The sequence below is a fragment of the Azohydromonas australica DSM 1124 genome (assembly GCF_000430725.1).
Taxonomy (GTDB): Bacteria; Pseudomonadota; Gammaproteobacteria; order Burkholderiales; family Burkholderiaceae_C; genus Azohydromonas; species Azohydromonas australica.
Genome location: NZ_AUMO01000113.1, coordinates 1 through 18582, shown reverse-complemented (window position 1 = coordinate 18582; position 18582 = coordinate 1). Strand labels below are relative to the sequence as shown.

At 70.0% G+C, this 18582-nt stretch carries 15 protein-coding genes; 11 read left to right on the top strand and 4 right to left on the bottom strand.

Translation table 11 applies throughout. From position 1 onward, the window contains the following. A partial coding sequence (locus H537_RS0117055) for a DNA ligase LigA-related protein (RefSeq protein WP_441293976.1) occupies nucleotides 1-620 on the bottom strand: 620 nt, incomplete at its 3' end. Nucleotides 621-779: 159 nt separating this feature from the next. On the opposite strand from H537_RS0117055, the gene H537_RS43735 reads away from it, so the two are divergent. Further along, on the top strand, nucleotides 780-2408 hold the full coding sequence (locus H537_RS43735) for a M28 family metallopeptidase (protein WP_084150751.1): 1629 nt from the start codon (nucleotides 780-782) through the stop codon (nucleotides 2406-2408). A gap of 104 nt (nucleotides 2409-2512) precedes the next feature. On the opposite strand, the gene H537_RS0117045 is transcribed toward H537_RS43735, so the two are convergent. Next, complete coding sequence (locus H537_RS0117045; protein WP_028998835.1) at nucleotides 2513-3727, bottom strand: hypothetical protein; 1215 nt, start codon at nucleotides 3725-3727, stop codon at nucleotides 2513-2515. A gap of 34 nt (nucleotides 3728-3761) precedes the next feature. Further along, nucleotides 3762-7277: a chromosome segregation protein SMC gene (smc, locus tag H537_RS0117040; protein ID WP_028998834.1), complete on the bottom strand. Its 3516-nt coding sequence runs from the start codon at nucleotides 7275-7277 to the stop codon at nucleotides 3762-3764. Between the two features lie 273 nt (nucleotides 7278-7550). Between smc and queF the strand changes: the two genes are divergently transcribed. The 9 genes from queF (at nucleotide 7551) to H537_RS0116995 (ending at nucleotide 15717) form a co-directional block, all read left to right on the top strand. Further along, nucleotides 7551-7979: a preQ(1) synthase gene (queF, locus tag H537_RS0117035; RefSeq protein WP_043459066.1), complete on the top strand. Its 429-nt coding sequence runs from the start codon at nucleotides 7551-7553 to the stop codon at nucleotides 7977-7979. After that, nucleotides 7979-8455, top strand: a complete 477-nt coding sequence (locus H537_RS0117030) for an SET domain-containing protein (RefSeq protein WP_051242837.1) — start codon at nucleotides 7979-7981, stop codon at nucleotides 8453-8455. Before queF ends, H537_RS0117030 begins: the two co-directional genes overlap by 1 nt. Nucleotides 8456-8572: 117 nt before the next feature. Beyond that, nucleotides 8573-9778 (top strand): succinyldiaminopimelate transaminase, encoded by a 1206-nt coding sequence (dapC, locus tag H537_RS0117025; protein ID WP_028998831.1) that lies wholly within the window; start codon nucleotides 8573-8575, stop codon nucleotides 9776-9778. Between the two features lie 22 nt (nucleotides 9779-9800). Further along, nucleotides 9801-10625, top strand: a complete 825-nt coding sequence (gene dapD, locus H537_RS0117020; RefSeq protein ID WP_028998830.1) for a 2,3,4,5-tetrahydropyridine-2,6-dicarboxylate N-succinyltransferase — start codon at nucleotides 9801-9803, stop codon at nucleotides 10623-10625. Nucleotides 10626-10834: 209 nt separating this feature from the next. Beyond that, on the top strand, nucleotides 10835-11986 hold the full coding sequence (dapE, locus tag H537_RS0117015; protein WP_028998829.1) for a succinyl-diaminopimelate desuccinylase: 1152 nt from the start codon (nucleotides 10835-10837) through the stop codon (nucleotides 11984-11986). Between the two features lie 67 nt (nucleotides 11987-12053). Further along, the gene (gene prmB / locus H537_RS0117010) at nucleotides 12054-12935 is read left to right on the top strand and encodes a 50S ribosomal protein L3 N(5)-glutamine methyltransferase (protein WP_028998828.1); all 882 of its coding nucleotides are present in this window, start codon (nucleotides 12054-12056) and stop codon (nucleotides 12933-12935) included. Then, nucleotides 12932-14884, top strand: a complete 1953-nt coding sequence (locus H537_RS0117005; RefSeq protein WP_028998827.1) for an ABC-F family ATP-binding cassette domain-containing protein — start codon at nucleotides 12932-12934, stop codon at nucleotides 14882-14884. Before prmB ends, H537_RS0117005 begins: the two co-directional genes overlap by 4 nt. A gap of 108 nt (nucleotides 14885-14992) precedes the next feature. Beyond that, nucleotides 14993-15199, top strand: a complete 207-nt coding sequence (locus tag H537_RS0117000; protein WP_028998826.1) for a YgaP-like transmembrane domain — start codon at nucleotides 14993-14995, stop codon at nucleotides 15197-15199. Nucleotides 15200-15201: 2 nt separating this feature from the next. Next, nucleotides 15202-15717, top strand: coding sequence for an RNA polymerase sigma factor (locus H537_RS0116995; RefSeq protein WP_043459063.1), 516 nt, complete (start codon nucleotides 15202-15204; stop codon nucleotides 15715-15717). Nucleotides 15718-15967: 250 nt separating this feature from the next. Here the strand turns inward: H537_RS0116995 and H537_RS43730 are convergent, their stop codons facing one another. Continuing rightward, nucleotides 15968-18166: a calcium-binding protein gene (locus H537_RS43730; RefSeq protein WP_051242835.1), complete on the bottom strand. Its 2199-nt coding sequence runs from the start codon at nucleotides 18164-18166 to the stop codon at nucleotides 15968-15970. Between the two features lie 102 nt (nucleotides 18167-18268). On the opposite strand from H537_RS43730, the gene H537_RS43725 reads away from it, so the two are divergent. Beyond that, nucleotides 18269-18582 (top strand): transposase (locus H537_RS43725; RefSeq protein WP_043459061.1); only part of this gene is annotated, 314 nt, incomplete at its 3' end.

The following is an 18582-nucleotide window of genomic DNA, read 5'->3' as shown; positions in this document are numbered from 1 at the left end:
TCGCGCTGGCGCTCGTTGAGCCGGTTGAAGGCGTCGCGGCGCATGTAGACCTCGCCGCGCACCTCCAGCACCGGCGGCGCGTCGCCGTTCAGCCGCAGCGGGATCTGGCCGATGGTGCGGATGTTCTGCGTCACGTCCTCGCCGGTCTCGCCGTCGCCGCGCGTGGCGGCGCACACCAGCACGCCGTGCTCGTAGCGCAGGTTGATCGCCAGGCCGTCGAATTTCAGCTCCGCGACGTACTCGATGGCCGCATCGGCCTCGGCGAGCGCCAGCTCGCGGCGCACGCGGGCGTCGAAGGCACGCGCGCCCTCGGCGGTGGTGTCGGTCTCGGTGCGGATGCTCAGCATCGCCACCTTGTGGCGCACCGGCTCGAAGCCCGGCAGCACCTGGCCCAGCACGCGCTGGGTGGGCGAATCGGGCGTGCGCAGCCCGGGGTATTGCTCTTCGAGCGACTGCAGCTCCTGGAAGAGCTTGTCGTACTCGGCGTCGGGAACTTCAGGCGCGTCCAGCACGTAGTACTGGTGGGCGTGGTGATGCAGCACCCGGCGCAGCTCGGCCGCGCGGGCGGTGGCCCCGGCCGGCGCGGCTGCGCCGCCGGCGGCGGAATCGGAAGCGGTCATGGACATGGGGCCAGTGTAGGCAAGGCGCCCCTGCGTTCCGGGGGCGACCCACGGTGAAAGGATTGCGAATTGCCGCCGCTTCCCCGCCCCCGGCCAGCCTGGCCGGCCTCAGCAACGCGCCAGCCCGCCGGGCCGGCAGCACAAAGTAGGAGTTGCGGCATGAAGTCCATGGATCACGCGCAAGGCACTGTCTCGACCCGATTCCCCACGTGGTGGGGTGTCGCGCTGGCGGCGGGGATGCTGGCCGGTTGCGGCGGCGGTGACGGCGGCGGCGCGCTGGAGAGCACGGCGGCCCTGGCCGCCACCGAGCAGGCGGCCGCGGTGGCCGACGCGGCGCCCGAGGCGTTGCCGGCACAGTGCACGCGCCCCGGCCGCGTCAACGACACCATCCCGAAGCTGATGGAGTGCGTGACCTTCAGCGAGGTGCGCAAGCACCAGGCGATGCTGCAGGAAATCGCCGATGCCAACGGCGGCACGCGCGCCTCGGGCACGGAAGGCTTCAACGCCTCGGCCCGCTACGCCATGAAGGTGTTCCGCGACGCCGGCTACGACGTGCGGCGCCAGTACTTCAGGTTCCGCACCTTCGAGGAGCTTTCGCCCACGGCGCTGCAGGTCACGGCCCCCACGCAGCGCGACGTGGACAACGCCATCCTGTCCTACTCGCCCAGCGGCGACGTGACGGCGCCGGTGACGCCGGTGACCTTCCAGCCCGGCGACGCCACGCCCGGCTGCGAGGCCAGCGACTTCGCCGGCTTCCCGAAGGGGCACATCGCCCTGGTCGGCCGCGGCGAATGCACCTTCGCCGAGAAGGCGCTCAATGCGCAGGCGGCCGGCGCGGTGGGCGTGATCATCGCCAACAACATCGAGGGCGAGGTCAACGGCACGCTGGGCGCGGACTTCAACGGCAAGCTGCCCGTGACCTCCGTGACGCTGGCCGAGGGCAACACGCTGCGGGCCGTCAACGGCCTGAGCATGCGCATCAAGACCGACACGCGCATGGAGACGGTCGCCACCAGCAACGTGATCGCCGAGTCGCAGCGCGGCGATCCGGACCAGGTGGTGATGGTGGGCGCGCACCTGGACTCGGTGCGCGAGGGCCCCGGCATCAACGACAACGGCTCGGGCGCGGCGGCGATCCTCGAAACCGCCAAGCAGCTCTCCAAGGTGCAGCCGCGCAACCGCATCCGCTTCGCGCTGTGGGGCGGCGAGGAATCGGGGCTGGTGGGCTCCACCTACTACGTCGGCACGCTCAAGCCGTGGCAGCAGCGGCGCATCGCGCTGTACCTGAACTTCGACATGATCGCCTCGCCGAACTACGGCTTCTTCATCTACGACGGCGACAACTCGGACAACACCGGCGCCGGCCCGGGGCCTGAAGGCTCCGCCGAGATCGAGAAGGCCTTCGAGGGCTTCTACGAGCGCCGCGGCCTGGCCTTCAGGGGCACAGACTTCGACGGGCGTTCGGACTACGGCCCGTTCATCGCCGCGGGCATCCCCGCCGGCGGCCTGTTCACGGGCGCCGAGGACATCAAGACGCCGGAAGAGGCGGCCCTGTGGGGCGGCTCGGCCGGCGTGGCCTTCGACCCGTGCTACCACCAGGCCTGCGACACCTACACCAACGTCAACCGCTTCGCCTTCAACGTGAACCTGCACTCGGTGGCCGCGGTGACGCTGCAGTTCGCCAAGGCCGAAACGCCTCCGGGCGCGGGCCGCGCCGAATCCGCCGGCATCGCCAGCGCCAGCGCCGGCACCAAGCTGCTGCGCCAGGGCGACAAGTTCATCCGCTGATCGCGGCGTGACGAGGGCGGCCCTCAACGGGCCGCCCCAAAGACAAAGCGGCTTCCCCTCGCAGGGAAGCCGCTTTTGCTTGCGGACTTTCCGGACGCGACCGGTCAGCTGAACAACCGCCGTGCCGCCGCCGACCCCGCGCCCAGGTCGCGCGCTTCCAGCTGGCGGTAGAGCCCTTCCAGCTCCGACTTGATCGGCGCGAAGGCCTCCGGCACCACCGGGTGGTTCGCCTCGTCCACCAGCGTGGCGTCCAGCTCGGTGGACAGCGTGGACATGGCCTTGAGCCAGGTCTCGAAGGGGCCGTCCGTCTCCGGCGTCTGCGGCACGTCCAGGCTCAGCTGCGCCACGCGCACCACGGCGCCCGCGCCGTTCGGGTCCTCGGCCAGCGCGGCCTTGGCGTCGAAGGACAGCACCAGCACCGGCGGCGCGCCTTCCCCGGCGCCCGGCAGCACCAGCCGGCCCGGCACCGAACCCGGCAGGAAGCCGTGCTTGAGCGTGGCCTGCTGCAGGTAGGCCACCGACCACGGCTGGCCCCGCGCCACCAGCTGCACCGACAGCAGCGCGTCGTGCTGGTTGGCGAAGTGGTCCAGCTCCTTGGCGCGCCCCACCGCCTCCAGCATGTCCGGGATCTCGACCGCCGCGCCCACGCTGTCGGCAAAGGGCTGCAGCTTCTGCACGAACTCCGAATACTCGATCTCGTTGAGCGCGCCGTGGCGGTTGGCCAGCTGCACGCCCACCTGCAGCTCGCGGTACTGCTGCCCCGGCTGGATCGGCTCCCACTCCGCGGTGGCGGCGTTCAGGCCCTCGATCAGGAAGGGCTTGGTGCCCGCGCGGCGCGTGGTGGGAAGGTGCGCCTGCACCAGCTCGCCGCTCACGCGCGCGTCCAGCTTCAGCGTGGCGATGACGTCGATGAGTGCGTCGATGCGCGGCCCCGTGCGCGGTGCCGGCGCGGCCACGGGCGCCGCCACGGTCTGCACCGCCACCGGCGCAGTCTCCGCCACGGCCGGGCCCAGGACGGGCTCCACGCCCGGCGCCACCGCCTCGCCCGCCAAGCCCACCGCCGCCGAGGCCGCCGCCACCGCGGCGTCACCGCCGTGGCGCGCATCGACCAGCTCCGCCGACGGCGGCGCGTTCGGCGCGGACGACGCCATCTGCGTCATGTCGCCGCCCAAGGGCGGCTCCACCCGCGGCGCCGCGGCGGCCTGGGCCGCGGGCTCGGCACGGCGCGGCGAGGACTTGCGCGCGTTCCACAGGCTTTGCACCACCAGCGCCAGCAGCACGAGCGCGGCGAGGATGGACAGGGCGAGGGTCAAGCTCATCGAGGGCATCAGAGGGGTCCTTGAGAGTTCTTCTTCAAGCAGTTTCGGCCATGCCGAGCGCAGCTTCCATGTCGACGGCGACGATGCGCGAGACGCCCTGCTCCTGCATGGTCACGCCCACGAGCTGCTGCGCCATCTCCATCGCGATCTTGTTGTGGCTGATGAACAGGAACTGCGTGGCCTGGCTCATCTTCGTCACCAGCCGCGCGTAACGTTCGGTGTTGGCGTCGTCCAGCGGCGCGTCCACCTCGTCCAGCAGGCAGAACGGCGCCGGGTTGAGCTGGAAGATGGCGAACACCAGCGCGATCGCGGTGAGCGCCTTCTCCCCGCCGGAGAGCAGGTGGATGGTGCTGTTCTTCTTGCCCGGCGGCTGCGCCATCACCTGCACGCCGGCGTCGAGGATTTCGGAGCCGGTCATCACCAGCCGCGCCTGCCCGCCGCCGAACAGGCTGGGGAACATGGTGCCGAAGCCGTCGTTGACGCGGTCGAAGGTGCTGGACAGCAGCTCGCGCGTCTCCAGGTCGATGCGGCGGATCGCGTCTTCCAGCGTGTTGATGGCGTCGAGCAGGTCGGCGTTCTGCTTGTCCAGGAAGCCCTTGCGCTCGCGCGCCTCGCCCAGCTCCTCCAGCGCCGCCAGGTTCACCGCGCCCAGGCTGGTGATCTCGCGCTGAATGCGGTCGATCTCGCCCTGCAGCCCCCACAGCTTCACCTGCCCGGCCTCGATGCTGCGCTCGATGGCGGCCATGTCCGCATGCGCGTTGGTGAGCTGCTCCAGGTACTGCGCGCCGCCCAGCGTGGCGGCCTGCTGCTCCAGCTGCAGCCGCGTGATCTGCTCGCGCAGCGGCTGCAGGCTGCGCTCCACCATCAGCCGCCGCTCGTCAACCTGCCGCATGCGCAGGCTCAGCTCGTCGTAGTTGCGGCGCTGCGCGGCCAGCGCGGCCTCGCGCTCGCGGCGCAGGGCCAGCGCCTGGGTCAGGCCTTCCTGGGCCGCGGCGTCGTCGAAGGCCGCCAGCTCGATGGCCACCTGCGAGGCCGCCTGCGCGTTGTCCTGCAGCTGGCGCGCGGCCGTCTCCAGCGCGCGCTGCAGCTCGCCGCGGCGTGCGCCGAGCGAGCGGGTCTCGAACTGCGCTTCCTGCGCCCGGCGCTCCAGCGCGCGCAACTGCTCGCGCGCCTGCGCCACGCGGCGCTCGGCCTCGGCGGCGGACTCCTGCGCCACGGCCTCGTCTTCCTGCAGCTGCGCGAGCTGCAGGTCCAGCTCCTCGAACTTGGCCTCGTCCTCGGCCTGGCGCGCGGCCAGGGCTTCGAGCTGGGCGTCGATCTCCTGCAGCTCGTCCTGCAGCTGCGCGCGGCGCCCGGCAGCGGCCTGCGCCTGCTGGTGCAGCTTGAACCACTCGACGTGCAGCTTGTGCGCCTGCGTCTGCGCCTCGGCCGCGGTGCGGCGCAGCGTGCCGAGCTGCGCGGCGGCCTCGCCGTAGACGCTCTCGGCGCGGCGCAGCGCGTGCTGTGCTTCCTCGACCACGCGCGCGGCCTCGGCCTGCTTCTCCTGCAGCTGCTCGATCTCCTGCGCCCGCTGCAGCAGCCCGGCCTGCTCGCTGTCCGGCGCGTAGAAGCTCACCGCGAACTGCGACACCGCGTGGCCCTCGCGCGTGACGATCCACTCGCCGTGCGTCAGCGCCTCGCGGCTCTTCAGCGCCTCTTCCAGGCTGGCGGCGGTGTAGATGCCCTCCAGCCAGTCGTCCAGCAGCGCCTGCAGCTTGCGGTCGCCCAGGCGCAGCAGGTCCGCCAGGCGCGGCAGCGTGCGGTGCGTGACGGGAATCTCGGCATCGGGCGCGTGATAGAAGGCCAGCTTGGCCGGCGGCGCGTCGCGCTCGAAGGCGCGCACGGTATCGAGCCGGCCCACAGGCAGTGCGGACAGGCGCTCGCGCAGCGCGGACTCCAGCGCCGTCTCCCAGCCCGGCTCGATGTGGAGCTGCTTCCACAGGCCTTGCAAGCCTTCCAGCCCGTGCTTGGCCAGCCAGGGTTTCAGCTTGCCTTCGGTCTGCACCTTCTCCTGCAGCGCGCGCAGCGCCTGCAGCCGGGCCGTGACCTGGGCCTGGCGCGCGGTCTCGGCGTTGAGCGCCTCCTGCGCCTGACGCCGCGCGGCATCGAGCTGCGGCAGATCCTCGCTCAGCGCGTGCAGCTGCTCCTCGGCCTGCGCCTGCGCGGCGGCGGCGTCCTCGCTCTGCTGCTGCAGCTCGGCCAGGTGGTCGGGGTCGGGCGCCTGCAGCGCCTTGCCTTCGCCGTGCAGGCGTTCGCGGCGGGTGTTGAGCTGGCGCTGCTGCTCCTGCAGGTGGCGCCCGTCGGCGGCCAGCAGTTGCAGCTGCTGCTGTACCTGGGCCACGCGCTGGTGCTGCGCGGCCACGCGGCCGGCGGCCTGGCGCTGTGCCTCCTCGGCCTCGGGCAGGCGCTCGGCCTGTTCCTCGGACTGCGCGGCCAGCAGCTCGGCCTGCTCCTCGGCGGCGGCGATCTTCTCGGCGATGAGCTCCAGCTCTTCGGCGGCCTGCTCGCGGCGCTGCGCCCACTGCGCGTCCTGCGCGCGCAGCTCGGCCAAGCGCTGCTGGGCGCGGTCGCGGCCCTCGGCCACGTAGCGGATGCGCTCCTCCAGCCGGCTGACTTCCAGCGCCGCGTCCGACAGCTTGCCCTGCTCCACGTGCAGCGCGTCGCTGGCGGCGAAGTGCGCGCCCTTGACCTCTTCGAGCTCGGCCTCGACCTGGGCCAGCTCCTCCATGCGCTGCGCCAGCACGCCCTGCGCCTCGGCGATGGCGGCCTTCACGCGCGCCTCCTCGGTGCTGGCGTCGCGGTGCTTGAGGAACCAGAGTTGATGGAGCTTCAGCGTGCCCTGCTCCTGCAGCAGCTTGTAGCGCTGCGCAACTTCCGCCTGCTTCTCCAGCTTGACGAGGTTGCTGTCGAGCTCGCGCAGGATGTCCTCGACGCGCAGCAGGTTCTCGCGCGTGTCGCGCAGCCGCAGCTCGGTCTCGCGGCGGCGCTCCTTGTACTTGGACACGCCCGCCGCTTCTTCCAGGAACAGCCGCAGCTCCTCGGGCTTGCTCTCGATGATGCGGCTGATGGTGCCCTGGCCGATGATGGCGTAGGCGCGCGGGCCCAGGCCGGTGCCGAGGAACACGTCCTGCACGTCGCGCCGGCGCACGGGCTGGTTGTTGATGTAGTAGCTGCTGGTGCCGTCGCGGGTGAGCACGCGCTTCACGGCGATCTCGCTGTAGCGGCTCCAGGGGCCGCCGGCGCGGGCACTGCTGTTGTCGAACACCAGCTCTACGCTGGAGCGGCTGGCGGGCTTGCGGTTGCCCGAGCCGTTGAAGATCACGTCCTGCATGGACTCGCCACGCAGTTCGCTGGCCTTGGACTCGCCCAGCACCCAGCGCACCGCATCCATGATGTTGGACTTGCCGCAGCCGTTGGGACCCACCACGCCCACGAGCTGCCCGGGCAGCTGGAAGGTGGTCGGTTCAGCGAAAGATTTGAAACCGGAGAGCTTGATCTGGTTGAGCCGCATGCAGCGCCATGGTCCTGGGCGGAAGTGATCCTGCCGCAGGCCAAGTAGTTGATTCCTAAGGGAAATTAGCGCGGGCGCGCCAGGCGAAAGCGGGCCGGATGATACCATCGCGCCCCTCGCCGCCCGGGCGGCTACGAATCCTTTCCAAAAGTTCCCATGCCCAGCAAGACCGCGGCTCCCGCCGCCAAGAAAGCCGCAGCCAAGAAGAGCAGCGCCGGCGCTGCAAGCAAGCGCTCCGTTGCCGAGAAGCTGCCCGCCAGCCGCCAGCGCCAGATGCCGCCGAACCCGCCCAGCGCCCCGAGCAAGGAGCTGCACGTGTTCCCGAACCCGGCGCCCGAGCGCGACTACGTGATCCAGTTCCAGGTGCCCGAGTTCACCTGCCACTGCCCGCTCACCGGCCAGCCCGACTTCGCGCACTTCACGATCGACATGATCGCCGACGAGCTTTGCGTGGAGCTGAAGAGCCTGAAGATGTACTTCTGGAGCTACCGCAACGAAGGCGCGTTCCACGAGAAGGTGACCAACACCATCCTCGACGACATCGTGAAGGCCACGAAGCCGCGCTTCGTGCGCATTACCGCCAAGTGGTACGTGCGCGGCGGCATCTACACCAACGTGGTGGTCGAGCACCGCAAGCGCGGCTGGAAGCCGCAGCCGCGCGTGGACCTGCCCTCGCACGCCGAAGAGCGCGGGCTGCTGTGATGGGCGCGCCGCACGAGGACCCGTCCACGGGCTCAGGCGCTGAGCCCGCGGCGCCGCCCGTCGTGCGGCCCCCATGGCAGAAGTTCGACGTGCTGGTGCAGCGCAGCCTCATCGACGGCCACGGCGTGTTCGCCAAGGAGCCGATCCCGCCGCGGGTGAAGATCGGCGAGATCCGCGGCGAGTCGATCAGCGTCGAGGCCGCGCGCATCCGCGCCACGCGCTACGAGCGCGTGATGATCGTGGAGGTGTCGGAGAAGAAGGCGATCGACTTCCACCGCTCCACCGACCCGATGCGCTTCACCAACCACTCCTGCGCGCCCAACGCGCGGCTGTGCATCCGCCAGGGCCGGGTCGAGTTCTACGCGCTGCGCGCCATTCAGCCCGGCGAAGAGATCACCGTGAACTACGGCGAGACGCACCACGAGGGCAAGCTGCGCTGCCAGTGCGGCGCGCCCAATTGCGTCGGGAAGCTTTGACACGCCATTCCTGCAGCTCCTGAGAAATTCCGTTCGGGCTGAGCCTGTCGAAGCCCTGCCGCACCACCCGCCACCAGGCCCTTCGACAAGCTCAGGGCGAACGGGAGTGAAAACAAAATGAACCCGCTGCTCCAACGCCTTAATCCGTACCCCTTCGAGCGGCTGCGCGCGCTCATCAAGGACATCGTCCCGAACCCCGCGCTGCGCCCCATCAGCCTGGGCATCGGCGAGCCCAAGCACGCCACGCCGGCGCTGGTGGAGCAGGCGCTGTGCGGCAACCTGCAGGAGCTCTCCGGCTACCCGCCCACCGCCGGCAGCCCCAAGCTGCGCGAGGCTTGCGCGGGCTGGATGCAGCGGCGCTACGGGGTGGCGCTCAACCCCGCCACGCAGGTGCTGCCGGTCAACGGCTCGCGCGAGGCGCTGTTCGCGCTGGCGCAGACCGTGATCGACCCGACGCGCGCGGGCGCCACGGTGGTCTGCCCGAACCCGTTCTACCAAATCTACGAGGGCGCGGCCCTGCTGGCCGGCGCCGACGTGGTGTTCGCCAACAGCGACCCGGCGCGCAACTTCGCGCCCGACTGGAGCGCCATCGACGAGGGCACCTGGTCGCGCACGCAACTGCTGTACGTGTGCTCGCCCGGCAACCCGACCGGCGCGGTGGCGCCGCTGGAAGAGTGGAAGATGCTCTTCGAGCTCAGCGACCGGCACGGCTTCGTCATCGCCAGCGACGAGTGCTACTCGGAGATCTACTTCCGCGACGAAGCGCCGCTGGGCGCGCTGCAGGCAGCGAAGGCACTCGGCCGCGACGACTTCAAGCGGCTGATCGTGCTGACCAGCCTGTCCAAGCGCTCCAACGTGCCGGGCATGCGCTCGGGCTTCGTGGCGGGTGACGCGGCCATCCTCAAGGACTTCCTGCTCTACCGCACGTACCACGGCAGCGCCATGAGCGGCGTGGTGCAGGCGGCGAGCATCGCGGCCTGGAACGACGAGGAGCACGTGATCGAAAACCGCGCGCTGTACCGGCAGAAGTTCGAGCAAGTGACGCCTATGCTGGCCGAGGTGCTGGACGTGAAGCTGCCGGACGCGAGCTTCTACCTGTGGGCCGGCGTGCCGGGCGGGGACGACATCCGCTTCAGCCTGGAGTTGCTCGCTCAATACAATGTCGCGGTGCTGCCGGGCAGCCTGCTCGCCCGCGATGCGCACGGCGTCAATCCTGGGCGCGGCCGCATCCGCATGGCCCTGGTGGCGGGCGTCGAGGAATGCCTCGAAGCCGCGCGCCGCATCGTGGCCTTCACCGCCACGTACTCTCCCGAATCCAAGTAATACCTCCCTCTCAAGGACTGCCATGAGCCAGCAACTGCAAGCCGTCATCGATGCCGCGTGGGAAGACCGCGCCAGCCTGTCGCCCGCCAACGCGCCCGCCGAGGTGAAAGAAGCCGTGGAGACGGTGATCGCCGACCTCAACGCCGGGCGCCTGCGCGTGGCCACCCGCGAGGGCGTGGGCCAGTGGACGGTGCACCAGTGGATCAAGAAGGCGGTGCTGCTGAGCTTCCGCCTGAAGGACAACCAGATCATCCGCGCCGGCGACCTGGGCTTCTACGACAAGGTGGACACCAAGTTCGCCACCGCCCCGGACGAAGAGATGCGCGCCAGCGGCGTGCGCGTGGTGCCGCCGGCCGTGGCCCGCCGCGGCAGCTTCATCGGCCGCGGCGCGGTGCTGATGCCCTCCTACGTGAACATCGGCGCCTACGTCGACGAAGGCACGATGGTGGACACCTGGGCCACTGTCGGTTCCTGCGCGCAGATCGGCAAGAACGTGCACCTCTCCGGCGGCGTCGGCATCGGCGGCGTGCTGGAGCCGCTGCAGGCCAACCCGACCATCATCGAGGACAACTGCTTCATCGGCGCGCGCTCCGAGGTGGTGGAAGGCGTGATCGTGGAAGAGAACTCCGTGATCAGCATGGGCGTGTACATCGGCCAGAGCACCAAGATCTACGACCGCGCCACGGGCGAAGTGAGCTACGGCCGCATTCCCGCGGGCTCGGTGGTGGTCAGCGGCAACCTGCCCAGCGCCGACGGCAAGTACAGCCTGTACTGCGCTGTGATCGTGAAGAAGGTGGACGCGCAGACCCGCGCCAAGACCAGCATCAACGAGCTGCTGCGCGCCTAATGAGGCACGGGGGCTGCGACAGCCCCCGATGACTTTCTGCATTCGGGCCTTTGTCGTGAAATGACCCGTTCGCCCCGAGGTATCGAAGGGCGGATCCGACAGGCTGCAATGGCGGCATCACGGCGAGGGCCGTTCGTCCTTCGATACCTCAGGACGAACGGATGTCCCACCATCCGCCGTTCCTTTCCCATCGGCCCCTCGGCCCCGTCATGACCACCACCCTAGAACTCGCCGAGGCGCTGATCGCGCGCCGCTCCGTCACGCCGGAGGACGCCGGCTGCCAGGACCTGATCGCGCAGCGCCTGCGCCCGCTCGGCTTCGAGTGCGAGCTGCTGCAGCACGGCCCGGAGGATTTCCGCGTCGCCAACCTGTGGGCGATCCGCCGCGGCAGCCAGCCCGGCCCCACCTTCGCCTTTGCCGGCCACACCGACGTGGTGCCGACCGGGCCGCTCGCGCAGTGGAAGTCCGACCCCTTCGTGCCCACGCACCGCGAAGGCAAGCTCTATGGGCGCGGGGCGGCGGACATGAAGACCTCGCTGGCGGCCATGGTGGTGGCGGTGGAAGAGTTCGTCGCGGCGCAGCCCGGGCACGCCGGCGCCATCGCCTTCATGCTCACCAGCGACGAGGAAGGCCCGGGCCACGACGGCACCGTGCGCCTGGTGGAACTGCTGCAGGAGCGCGGCGAGCGGCTGGATGCCTGCATCGTGGGCGAGCCCACCTCGGTGAGCCGGCTGGGCGACATGATCAAGAACGGCCGCCGCGGCTCGCTGTCCGGGCGGCTGCGCGTCATCGGCGTGCAGGGCCACATCGCCTACCCGCAGCTCGCGCGCAACCCGCTGCACGAGCTGGCGCCGGTGCTGGCGGAGCTGGTCGCCATCGAGTGGGACCGCGGCAACGAGCACTTCCCGCCCACCAGCTTCCAGATCTCCAACCTGCACGCGGGCACCGGCGCGGGCAACGTGATCCCGGGCGAAGCCATCGTGGACTTCAACTTCCGCTTCAGCACCGAGAGCACGGCCGAAGGCTTGAAGCAGCGCGTCATCAGCCTGCTGGAGCGCCACGGGCTGCAGTACGAGATCACCTGGGCGCTGAGCGGCAACCCCTTCCTCACGCGCGAGGGCTCGCTGTGCACGGCGCTGGCGGGGGCGATCCAGGACGAGACCGGCCTCGCCACCGAGCTGTCCACCAGCGGCGGCACCTCCGACGGCCGCTTCATCGCCCGCATCTGCCCGCAGGTGGTGGAGTTCGGGCCGGTGAACGCCACCATCCACAAGATCGACGAGCACGTGGAGACGGCCAGCATCGAAGGGCTGAAGAACATCTACCGCCGCACGCTGGAGCGGCTGCTGGCCACCCCCTGACACCCGTTTTCCGTTCGGGCTGAGCCCATCGACAAGCTCAGGGCGAACGGGGGAAAGAATCGACCCCATGAAACTCATCGCCCTGCTGGAGCGCAGCGCTCAAAGCATGGAAGACGCCGGCCTGAGCTTCGGCCACGGCACCACCAACGCCTTCGACGAGGCCGCCTGGCTGGTGCTGTGGAAGCTGGGCCTGCCGTTGGACGACCTGGACGGCGTGGCCGAGCGCGAGCTCACGGCCGAGGAAGTCGCCGCCGTGGACGCGCTGGTGGACCAGCGCATCAGCACCCGCAAGCCCGCCGCCTACCTCACCCAGGAAGCCTGGCTGCAGGGCGTGCCCTTCTACGTGGACGAGCGCAGCATCGTGCCGCGCTCGCTCATCGCCGAGCCGCTGGCCGACGGCACGCTGGACGCGTGGCTGAGCGAGCACACGCGCCGCGTGCTGGACCTGTGCACCGGCAACGGCAGCCTGGCCGTGCTGGCCGCCCTCGCCTGGCCCGAGGTCGAGGTCGATGCCGCCGACCTCAGCGCCGACGCGCTGGGAGTGGCGCGCATCAACGTGGAGAAGCACGAGCTGGCCGGCCGCATCCGGCTGCGCCAGGGCGACGGGCTGCAGGCGGCCGACGGCGCTTATGACCTGATCCTCTGCAATCCGCCTTACGTCAACTCGGAGTCCATGGCAGCGCTGCCGCCGGAGTTCCGGGCCGAGCCCGAGCTGGCGCTGGCCGGCGGCGCGGACGGCATGGATTTCGTCCGACGGCTGTTGCGCGACGTGCCGGCGCACCTGACGCCGCAGGGCGTGCTGGTGCTGGAGATCGGGCACGAGCGCCAGCACTTCGAGGACGCCTTCCCGCACCTGGGCCCGGCCTGGTTGCCCACGAGCGCGGGCGACGACCAGGTGCTGCTGCTCACGCGCGAGATGCTGACCGCGCTGGTGGAGGTGCAGCCGTGATCACGCTGCGCAACGTCACGCTGCGCCGCGGCGCCAAGGTGGTGCTGGAGGGCGCCAACGTCACGCTCAACCCGGGCGAGAAGGTGGGCTTGGTGGGCCGCAACGGCGCCGGCAAATCGAGCCTGTTCGCGCTGATGGCGAACCGGCTGCACGCCGACGCCGGCGACTTCGAGATACCGCCGACCTGGCGCCTGGGCGAGGTGGCGCAGGCCATGCCCGAGACCGAGCAGCCGGCCACCGACTTCGTGCTGGACGGCGACCTGCCGCTGGTGGAGGCGCGCGACGCCCTCGCCGCCGCCGAAGCCGGCAACGACGGCCATGCGATCGCCGAGGCGCACGTGAAGCTGGAGGAAGCCGGCGCCTTCGACGCGCGCTCGCGCGCGCAGGCCCTGCTGCTGGGCCTGGGCTTCAACCTGCGGCAGCTCGACGCCCCGGTGAACAGCTTCTCGGGCGGCTGGCGCATGCGGCTGCAGCTGGCGCGGGCGCTGATGTGCCCGGCCGAACTGCTGCTGCTGGACGAGCCCACGAACCACCTGGACCTGGACGCGCTGGTGTGGCTGGAAGGCTGGCTGCAGCGCTTCAAGGGCACGCTGCTGGTGATCAGCCACGACCGCGAGTTCCTGGACGCCATCACCGACGTCACGCTGCATCTGGAAAACGCCAAGCTCGACCGCTACGGCGGCAACTACACGGCCTTCGAGTCGATGCGCGCCGAGCGGCTGAGCCAGCAGGCCTCGGCCTACGACCGGCAGCAGGACAAGATCGCGCAGCTGCAGCGTTTCATCGACCGCTTCAAGGCCAAGGCAACCAAGGCCAAGCAGGCGCAGAGCCGCGTCAAGGCGCTGGACCGCATGGAGAAGCTGGCGCCGGTGCTCACCGCGAGTGATTTCAGCTTCGAGTTCCGCGAGCCGGCGAACCTGCCCAACCCGATGCTGAGCCTGCGCGCGCTGGAGTGCGGCTATGCGCAGGACGGCGGCGGCTCGGTAACGATCGTGCGCAACGTGAACCGCACGGTGCTGGCGGGGCAGCGCATCGGCATCCTGGGCGCGAACGGGCAAGGCAAGTCCACGCTGGTGAAGACCGTGGCGCGCGAGCTGAGCCCCATAGCCGGCACGCTGACCGAGGGCAAGGGGCTGACCATCGGCTACTTCGCGCAGCAGGAGATGGATCTGCTGCACGCGGAGGACACGCCGCTGTCGCACATGGTGCGGCTGGCCAAGGTAGTGAGCCCGCAGGCGCGCGAGCAGGAGCTGCGCGACTTCCTGGGCCAGTTCCGCTTCGGCGGCGAGATGGCGGCGCAGCCGGTGGGCACGCTCTCCGGCGGCGAGAAGGCCAGATTGGTCCTGGCGAGCCTGGTGTGGCAGAAGCCCAACCTGCTGCTGCTGGACGAACCGACGAACCACCTGGACCTGACCACGCGCGAGGCGCTGTCGATGGCGCTCAACGAGTTCGAAGGCACCGTCATGCTCGTGAGCCACGACCGGGCGCTGCTGCGCGAGGTGTGCGACGAGTTCTGGCTGGTGAGCCGCGGCGGCGTGGAGCCCTTCGACGGCGACCTGGACGACTACCAGCGCTGGCTGCTGGAGCAGGCCAAGGAAGCGGCACGGGCGCTGAAGGACGCCGCGACGGCCCAGGCGGCTGCTGAAGCCGCGGCGGCCGGCGAGGTGCCGGTGAACCGCAAGGAAGAGCGCAAGGCGGCGGCGGCGCAGCGGCAGAAGCTCAACGAGCAGGCCAAGCCGATCAAGAACGAGCTGAAGAAGGTCGAGACCCGGCTGGCCAAGGCCACCGAGGAGCGCGACGCCGCCCTCGCCTCGCTGGGCGCGGCGGACCTCTCTCCCCAGCAGCGCGCGGATGCCGGGCGGCAGGTCAAGGCGCTGGAGGAGGAGATCGAGGAGCTGGAAATGCGGTGGCTGGAGCTGGGAGAGCAGCTGGAGCAGTTGGCGGGGTGACTCGCGGGGCCGAGGCAAGTTTTTTTTCGCTCCCCCGCGAATCCTCCCGCCACCTTCTCGCCTCTTGTCCTCCGGAAGCCACTCCCGGCTTCGCAACCGGAGGAATTCATGCTCTACCTGAAAAACATGTCCACGCCGCATCGGCTCGTGCGCGTGCTGCTGGCCCTGGCCGGCGCCGTGCTGCTGCTGGCCGGTGTCCTGGGATCCGCGCTGCTGCTGCCGCTGGGCGGCGTGCTCGTCGTGCTCGCGCTCACGGGCCTGGTCGGCTGGTGCCCGATGTGCGCCGCCATCGACTTCACCCGCCGCCGGCACTGAGCATGGCGGCCTTCAGCGACACCCTCGTCACCCAGGCGATGCAGGGCGACCCGCAGGCGCTGGACGGGCTGCTGCGCCGCAGCCAGCCCGACCTGCGGCGCTACGCGCGCCGCTTCTGCCTGGCCTCCGACGTGGACGACGCGGTGCAGGAGTCCCTGATCCGCATCACCCAGCGCCTGCCGCAGCTGCGTGCCGCGGCGGCTCTCTCCGGCTGGCTCATGACCATGGTCCGGCGCGAGTGCATGCGCCTGGCGCACCTGGTCTGGCGCACCGAGCCGTCAGGCGAGGCGTTGATGGCCCAGCTCGCCACGCGCTGCGACGAGGGGCTGCGCCTGGACCTCGGCCGCGCGCTGGAGTCCCTGCCCGCGCATTACCTGGAAATCGTGCTGCTGCGCGATTTCGAGGAGCTGTCGCTGCAGGACATCGCCGCGCGCACCGGCGAAAGCATCGCCTGCGTCAAGAGCCGCCTGCACCGGGCCCGGACCATGGTCCGCGAATACCTCGGCACGCCACGCTGAATCGCCTCCGCCCCGCAGGCGCAGGCGAGCCCCAGCAACCTGCGCCGCCTCAATGGAATGGGCGGCGATCGTTCGCGACGCTGCCTTACCGCTTTACACCCAGGGTGGCCAGCTGCTGCTGTCAGCCCATGCCAACCTCAAGGATCCCTGCGTGCGCCGGCGGCTGACCGAGCCGCATACGGTGCACGTTCAGTACGCCGTTGAAGATGCCGGGCCGGGCTTGGCGCCCGGCCCGGCATGCATGGACCGCTTACAGGTAGAAGTCCGCGGCCGACAGGGTTGCCGGCCCGCCCAGCAGCTCGATCTCGTACTCGGCGTCCGCATCGGTGTCCATGTTGAAGGACAGGATGCCGCCGCTGTAGCTGATCTGGCCCGGCGCGGAACCGAAGCCCGAGCTCACGAGGACGAAGGCCTGGTCGCCGGCGACGAGCGGGTTCGCGTCGATGAAGCTCAGGCTGATCCGGTCCTGGCCTGGCGTGAAGTCGGTGATGACGTCACGCGTGGCACCCAGGCCGAGGTGGTCGAGCGAGCTGAAGCTGAACAAGTCGTTGCCAGCGCCACCGGTCAGGACGTCGGTGCCTGCGTCGCCGCGCAGCACGTCGTCACCGTCACCGCCGAACAGCATGTCGTCCCCGTCGCCGCCGTAGATGTTGTCGATGCCCTGGCCGCCGTAGAGGGTGTCGTTGCCGCCGTAGCCGTTGATGCCGTCGTTGCCCGCACCGCCGTCGAGGACGTTGGCGCCGGCGTTGCCCTGCAGCGAATTGCTCAGCGCATTGCCCGTGCCGTTCAGGTTGGCCGAGCCCATGAGCTGCAGGCTTTCCACCCCTTCGGTCAGCGTGTAGCTGATGCTGTACGTGCGCACGGTGTCCCAGCCGCTGGAGCCCGGGGCGGTCTCGTCGACCACGTCACCCACGTTGTCCACGGTGTACCAGTCGTCACCGGCACCGCCGGCCATCGTGTCGGCGCCGGCGCCGCCATCGAGCGTGTCGTTGCCGTTGCCGCCATCGAGCAGGTCGCTGCCGTTGCTGCCATTGCCGCCGTAGAGGACGTCGTTGCCGTCGCCACCGATGAGCGTGTCGTCGCCCACGGAACCGTCGAGGGTGTTGGCCGCGGCGTTGCCGATGATCAGGTTGTTCAGCGAGTTGCCCCAGCCGTTGATGGCAGCGGTGCCCTGGAGCTGCAGCTGTTCCACGTTGGTGCCCAGCGTGTACGTGACGCTGGACAGCACCGAGTCGATGCCGCTGGAGCCGGCCGAGACCTCGTCGACCACGTCAGCGGCGTTGTCCACCGTGTAGACGTCGTCGCCGGCGCCGCCGGCCATCGTGTCGATGCCGATGCCGCCGTCGAGCGCGTCGTTGCCGTCGCCGCCCTCGAGCCTGTCGTTGTCGAGGCCGCCGAACAGCTGGTCGTTGCCCGTGCCGCCGATCAGCTGGTCCGCACCGGCACCGCCATTGAGCACGTCGTCGCCGGCATCGCCGGTGATCAGGTCGTTGCCGTCGTCGCCGTAGATCGTGTCATTGCCGCCGAGGCCGCTGATGCCGTCGTTGCCCGCGCCGCCGCTGATGACGTTGGCGCTGTTGTTGCCGGTCATCGAGTTGTTCAGCGCGTTGCCGGTGCCGTCGATGGCGGCCGTGCCCGCGAGGATCAGGTTCTCCACCGAGTCCCCCAGCGTGTAGCTGATGGTGGACTGCACCCAGTCGATGCCGTCGGAGCCGGCGAAGGTCTCATCGACCACGTCACCCACGTTGTCCACCCAGTAGATGTCGTTGCCGGCACCGCCAACCATCGTGTCGGCGCCGCTGCCGCCGTCGAGCGTGTCGTTGCCCGTGCCGGCATACAGCTTGTCGTTGCCGGCATCGCCCTTCAGCTGGTCGTCGTCCTGGCCAGCGTTCAGGAAATCGTCGCCGTCGCCGCCCTGGAGCGAGTCGTTGCCTGCGCCGCCGTACAGCTGGTCATTGTCCGCACCGCCACGCAGCGCGTCGTTGCCGTTCCCGCCATCGAGCCAGTCGGCGCCCGCGCCGCCGTTGAGGGTGTCGGCACCGTCCATGCCGAACAGGGTGTCGTTGCCTGCAAGGCCCTCGAGCACGTTGCTCCCGGCGGTACCGAAGAGCGTGTTGTCCAGGGCGTTGCCCGTGCCGTTGAGGTTGTCCGTGCCCTTGAGATAGAGCTCTTCCACCCCGTCCTGCAGCGTGTAGCTGAAGGCCACGCGCACCTGGTCGTAGCCGCCGGAGCCCGGCGAGGTCTCGTCGACGACATCGTCCAGGCTGTCCACCTCGTAGAGGTCGTCACCGGCACCGCCGACCATCGTGTCGGCGCCCGTGCCGCCGAAGAACCAGTCGTTGCCGTCGCCGCCGATCAGCAGATCGTTGCCGTCGAGGCCGTAGATGGAGTCGTTGTCCACACCGCCCACGAGCGTGTCGGCGCCGGACGTACCTTGAATGATTGCCATGAGAAACAGCTCTCCCCAAGCTCAGGCCCTCGAAGCGTGCCTCACGGTACTTTGTTGAAGCAGGCACGTCGATTGCTGTAAGCGGTTTGGGAGGTCATTGCCATGACTGCTCCACGCCCATGCCCACCGGCGCCTGGACCTCTTGAAGACTACGCCAAGAGGTTCGATGAGCTGTTCCACACGCTGGCCCAGCGACGCAGCTTCCGGGCGTACCTCACTGGGCTGCTGCTGCCGCACGACCGCAACAAGACACTCACAGCGCTGGCCGGTGCCGAACCGGTGGTGCAGGCCCAGGCAGCGGCAGTGCAGCGACTGCAATTTTTCCTGAGCGAGGCCGATTGGGATGCCCAGGCCATCAATGCGCAGCGCCTGGCGTTGATGGCCGAGCAGCCGATGCTCGCCTCACATGCGCGCGG

Excerpts from the sequence above, each read along its gene's own strand:
- prmB (WP_028998828.1), top strand. The coding sequence starts at position 12,054 with ATGAAACTCATCGCCCTGCTGGAGCGCAGCGCTCAAAGCATGGAAGAC.
- queF (WP_043459066.1), top strand. The coding sequence starts at position 7,551 with ATGCCGCCGAACCCGCCCAGCGCCCCGAGCAAGGAGCTGCACGTGTTC.
- H537_RS43735 (WP_084150751.1), top strand. The coding sequence starts at position 780 with ATGAAGTCCATGGATCACGCGCAAGGCACTGTCTCGACCCGATTCCCC.
- H537_RS0117045 (WP_028998835.1), bottom strand. The coding sequence starts at position 3,727 with ATGAGCTTGACCCTCGCCCTGTCCATCCTCGCCGCGCTCGTGCTGCTG.
- dapD (WP_028998830.1), top strand. The coding sequence starts at position 9,801 with ATGAGCCAGCAACTGCAAGCCGTCATCGATGCCGCGTGGGAAGACCGC.
- H537_RS43730 (WP_051242835.1), bottom strand. The coding sequence starts at position 18,166 with ATGGCAATCATTCAAGGTACGTCCGGCGCCGACACGCTCGTGGGCGGT.
- dapE (WP_028998829.1), top strand. The coding sequence starts at position 10,835 with ATGACCACCACCCTAGAACTCGCCGAGGCGCTGATCGCGCGCCGCTCC.
- H537_RS0117030 (WP_051242837.1), top strand. The coding sequence starts at position 7,979 with ATGGGCGCGCCGCACGAGGACCCGTCCACGGGCTCAGGCGCTGAGCCC.
- dapC (WP_028998831.1), top strand. The coding sequence starts at position 8,573 with ATGAACCCGCTGCTCCAACGCCTTAATCCGTACCCCTTCGAGCGGCTG.
- smc (WP_028998834.1), bottom strand. The coding sequence starts at position 7,277 with ATGCGGCTCAACCAGATCAAGCTCTCCGGTTTCAAATCTTTCGCTGAA.
- H537_RS0116995 (WP_043459063.1), top strand. The coding sequence starts at position 15,202 with ATGGCGGCCTTCAGCGACACCCTCGTCACCCAGGCGATGCAGGGCGAC.
- H537_RS0117000 (WP_028998826.1), top strand. The coding sequence starts at position 14,993 with ATGCTCTACCTGAAAAACATGTCCACGCCGCATCGGCTCGTGCGCGTG.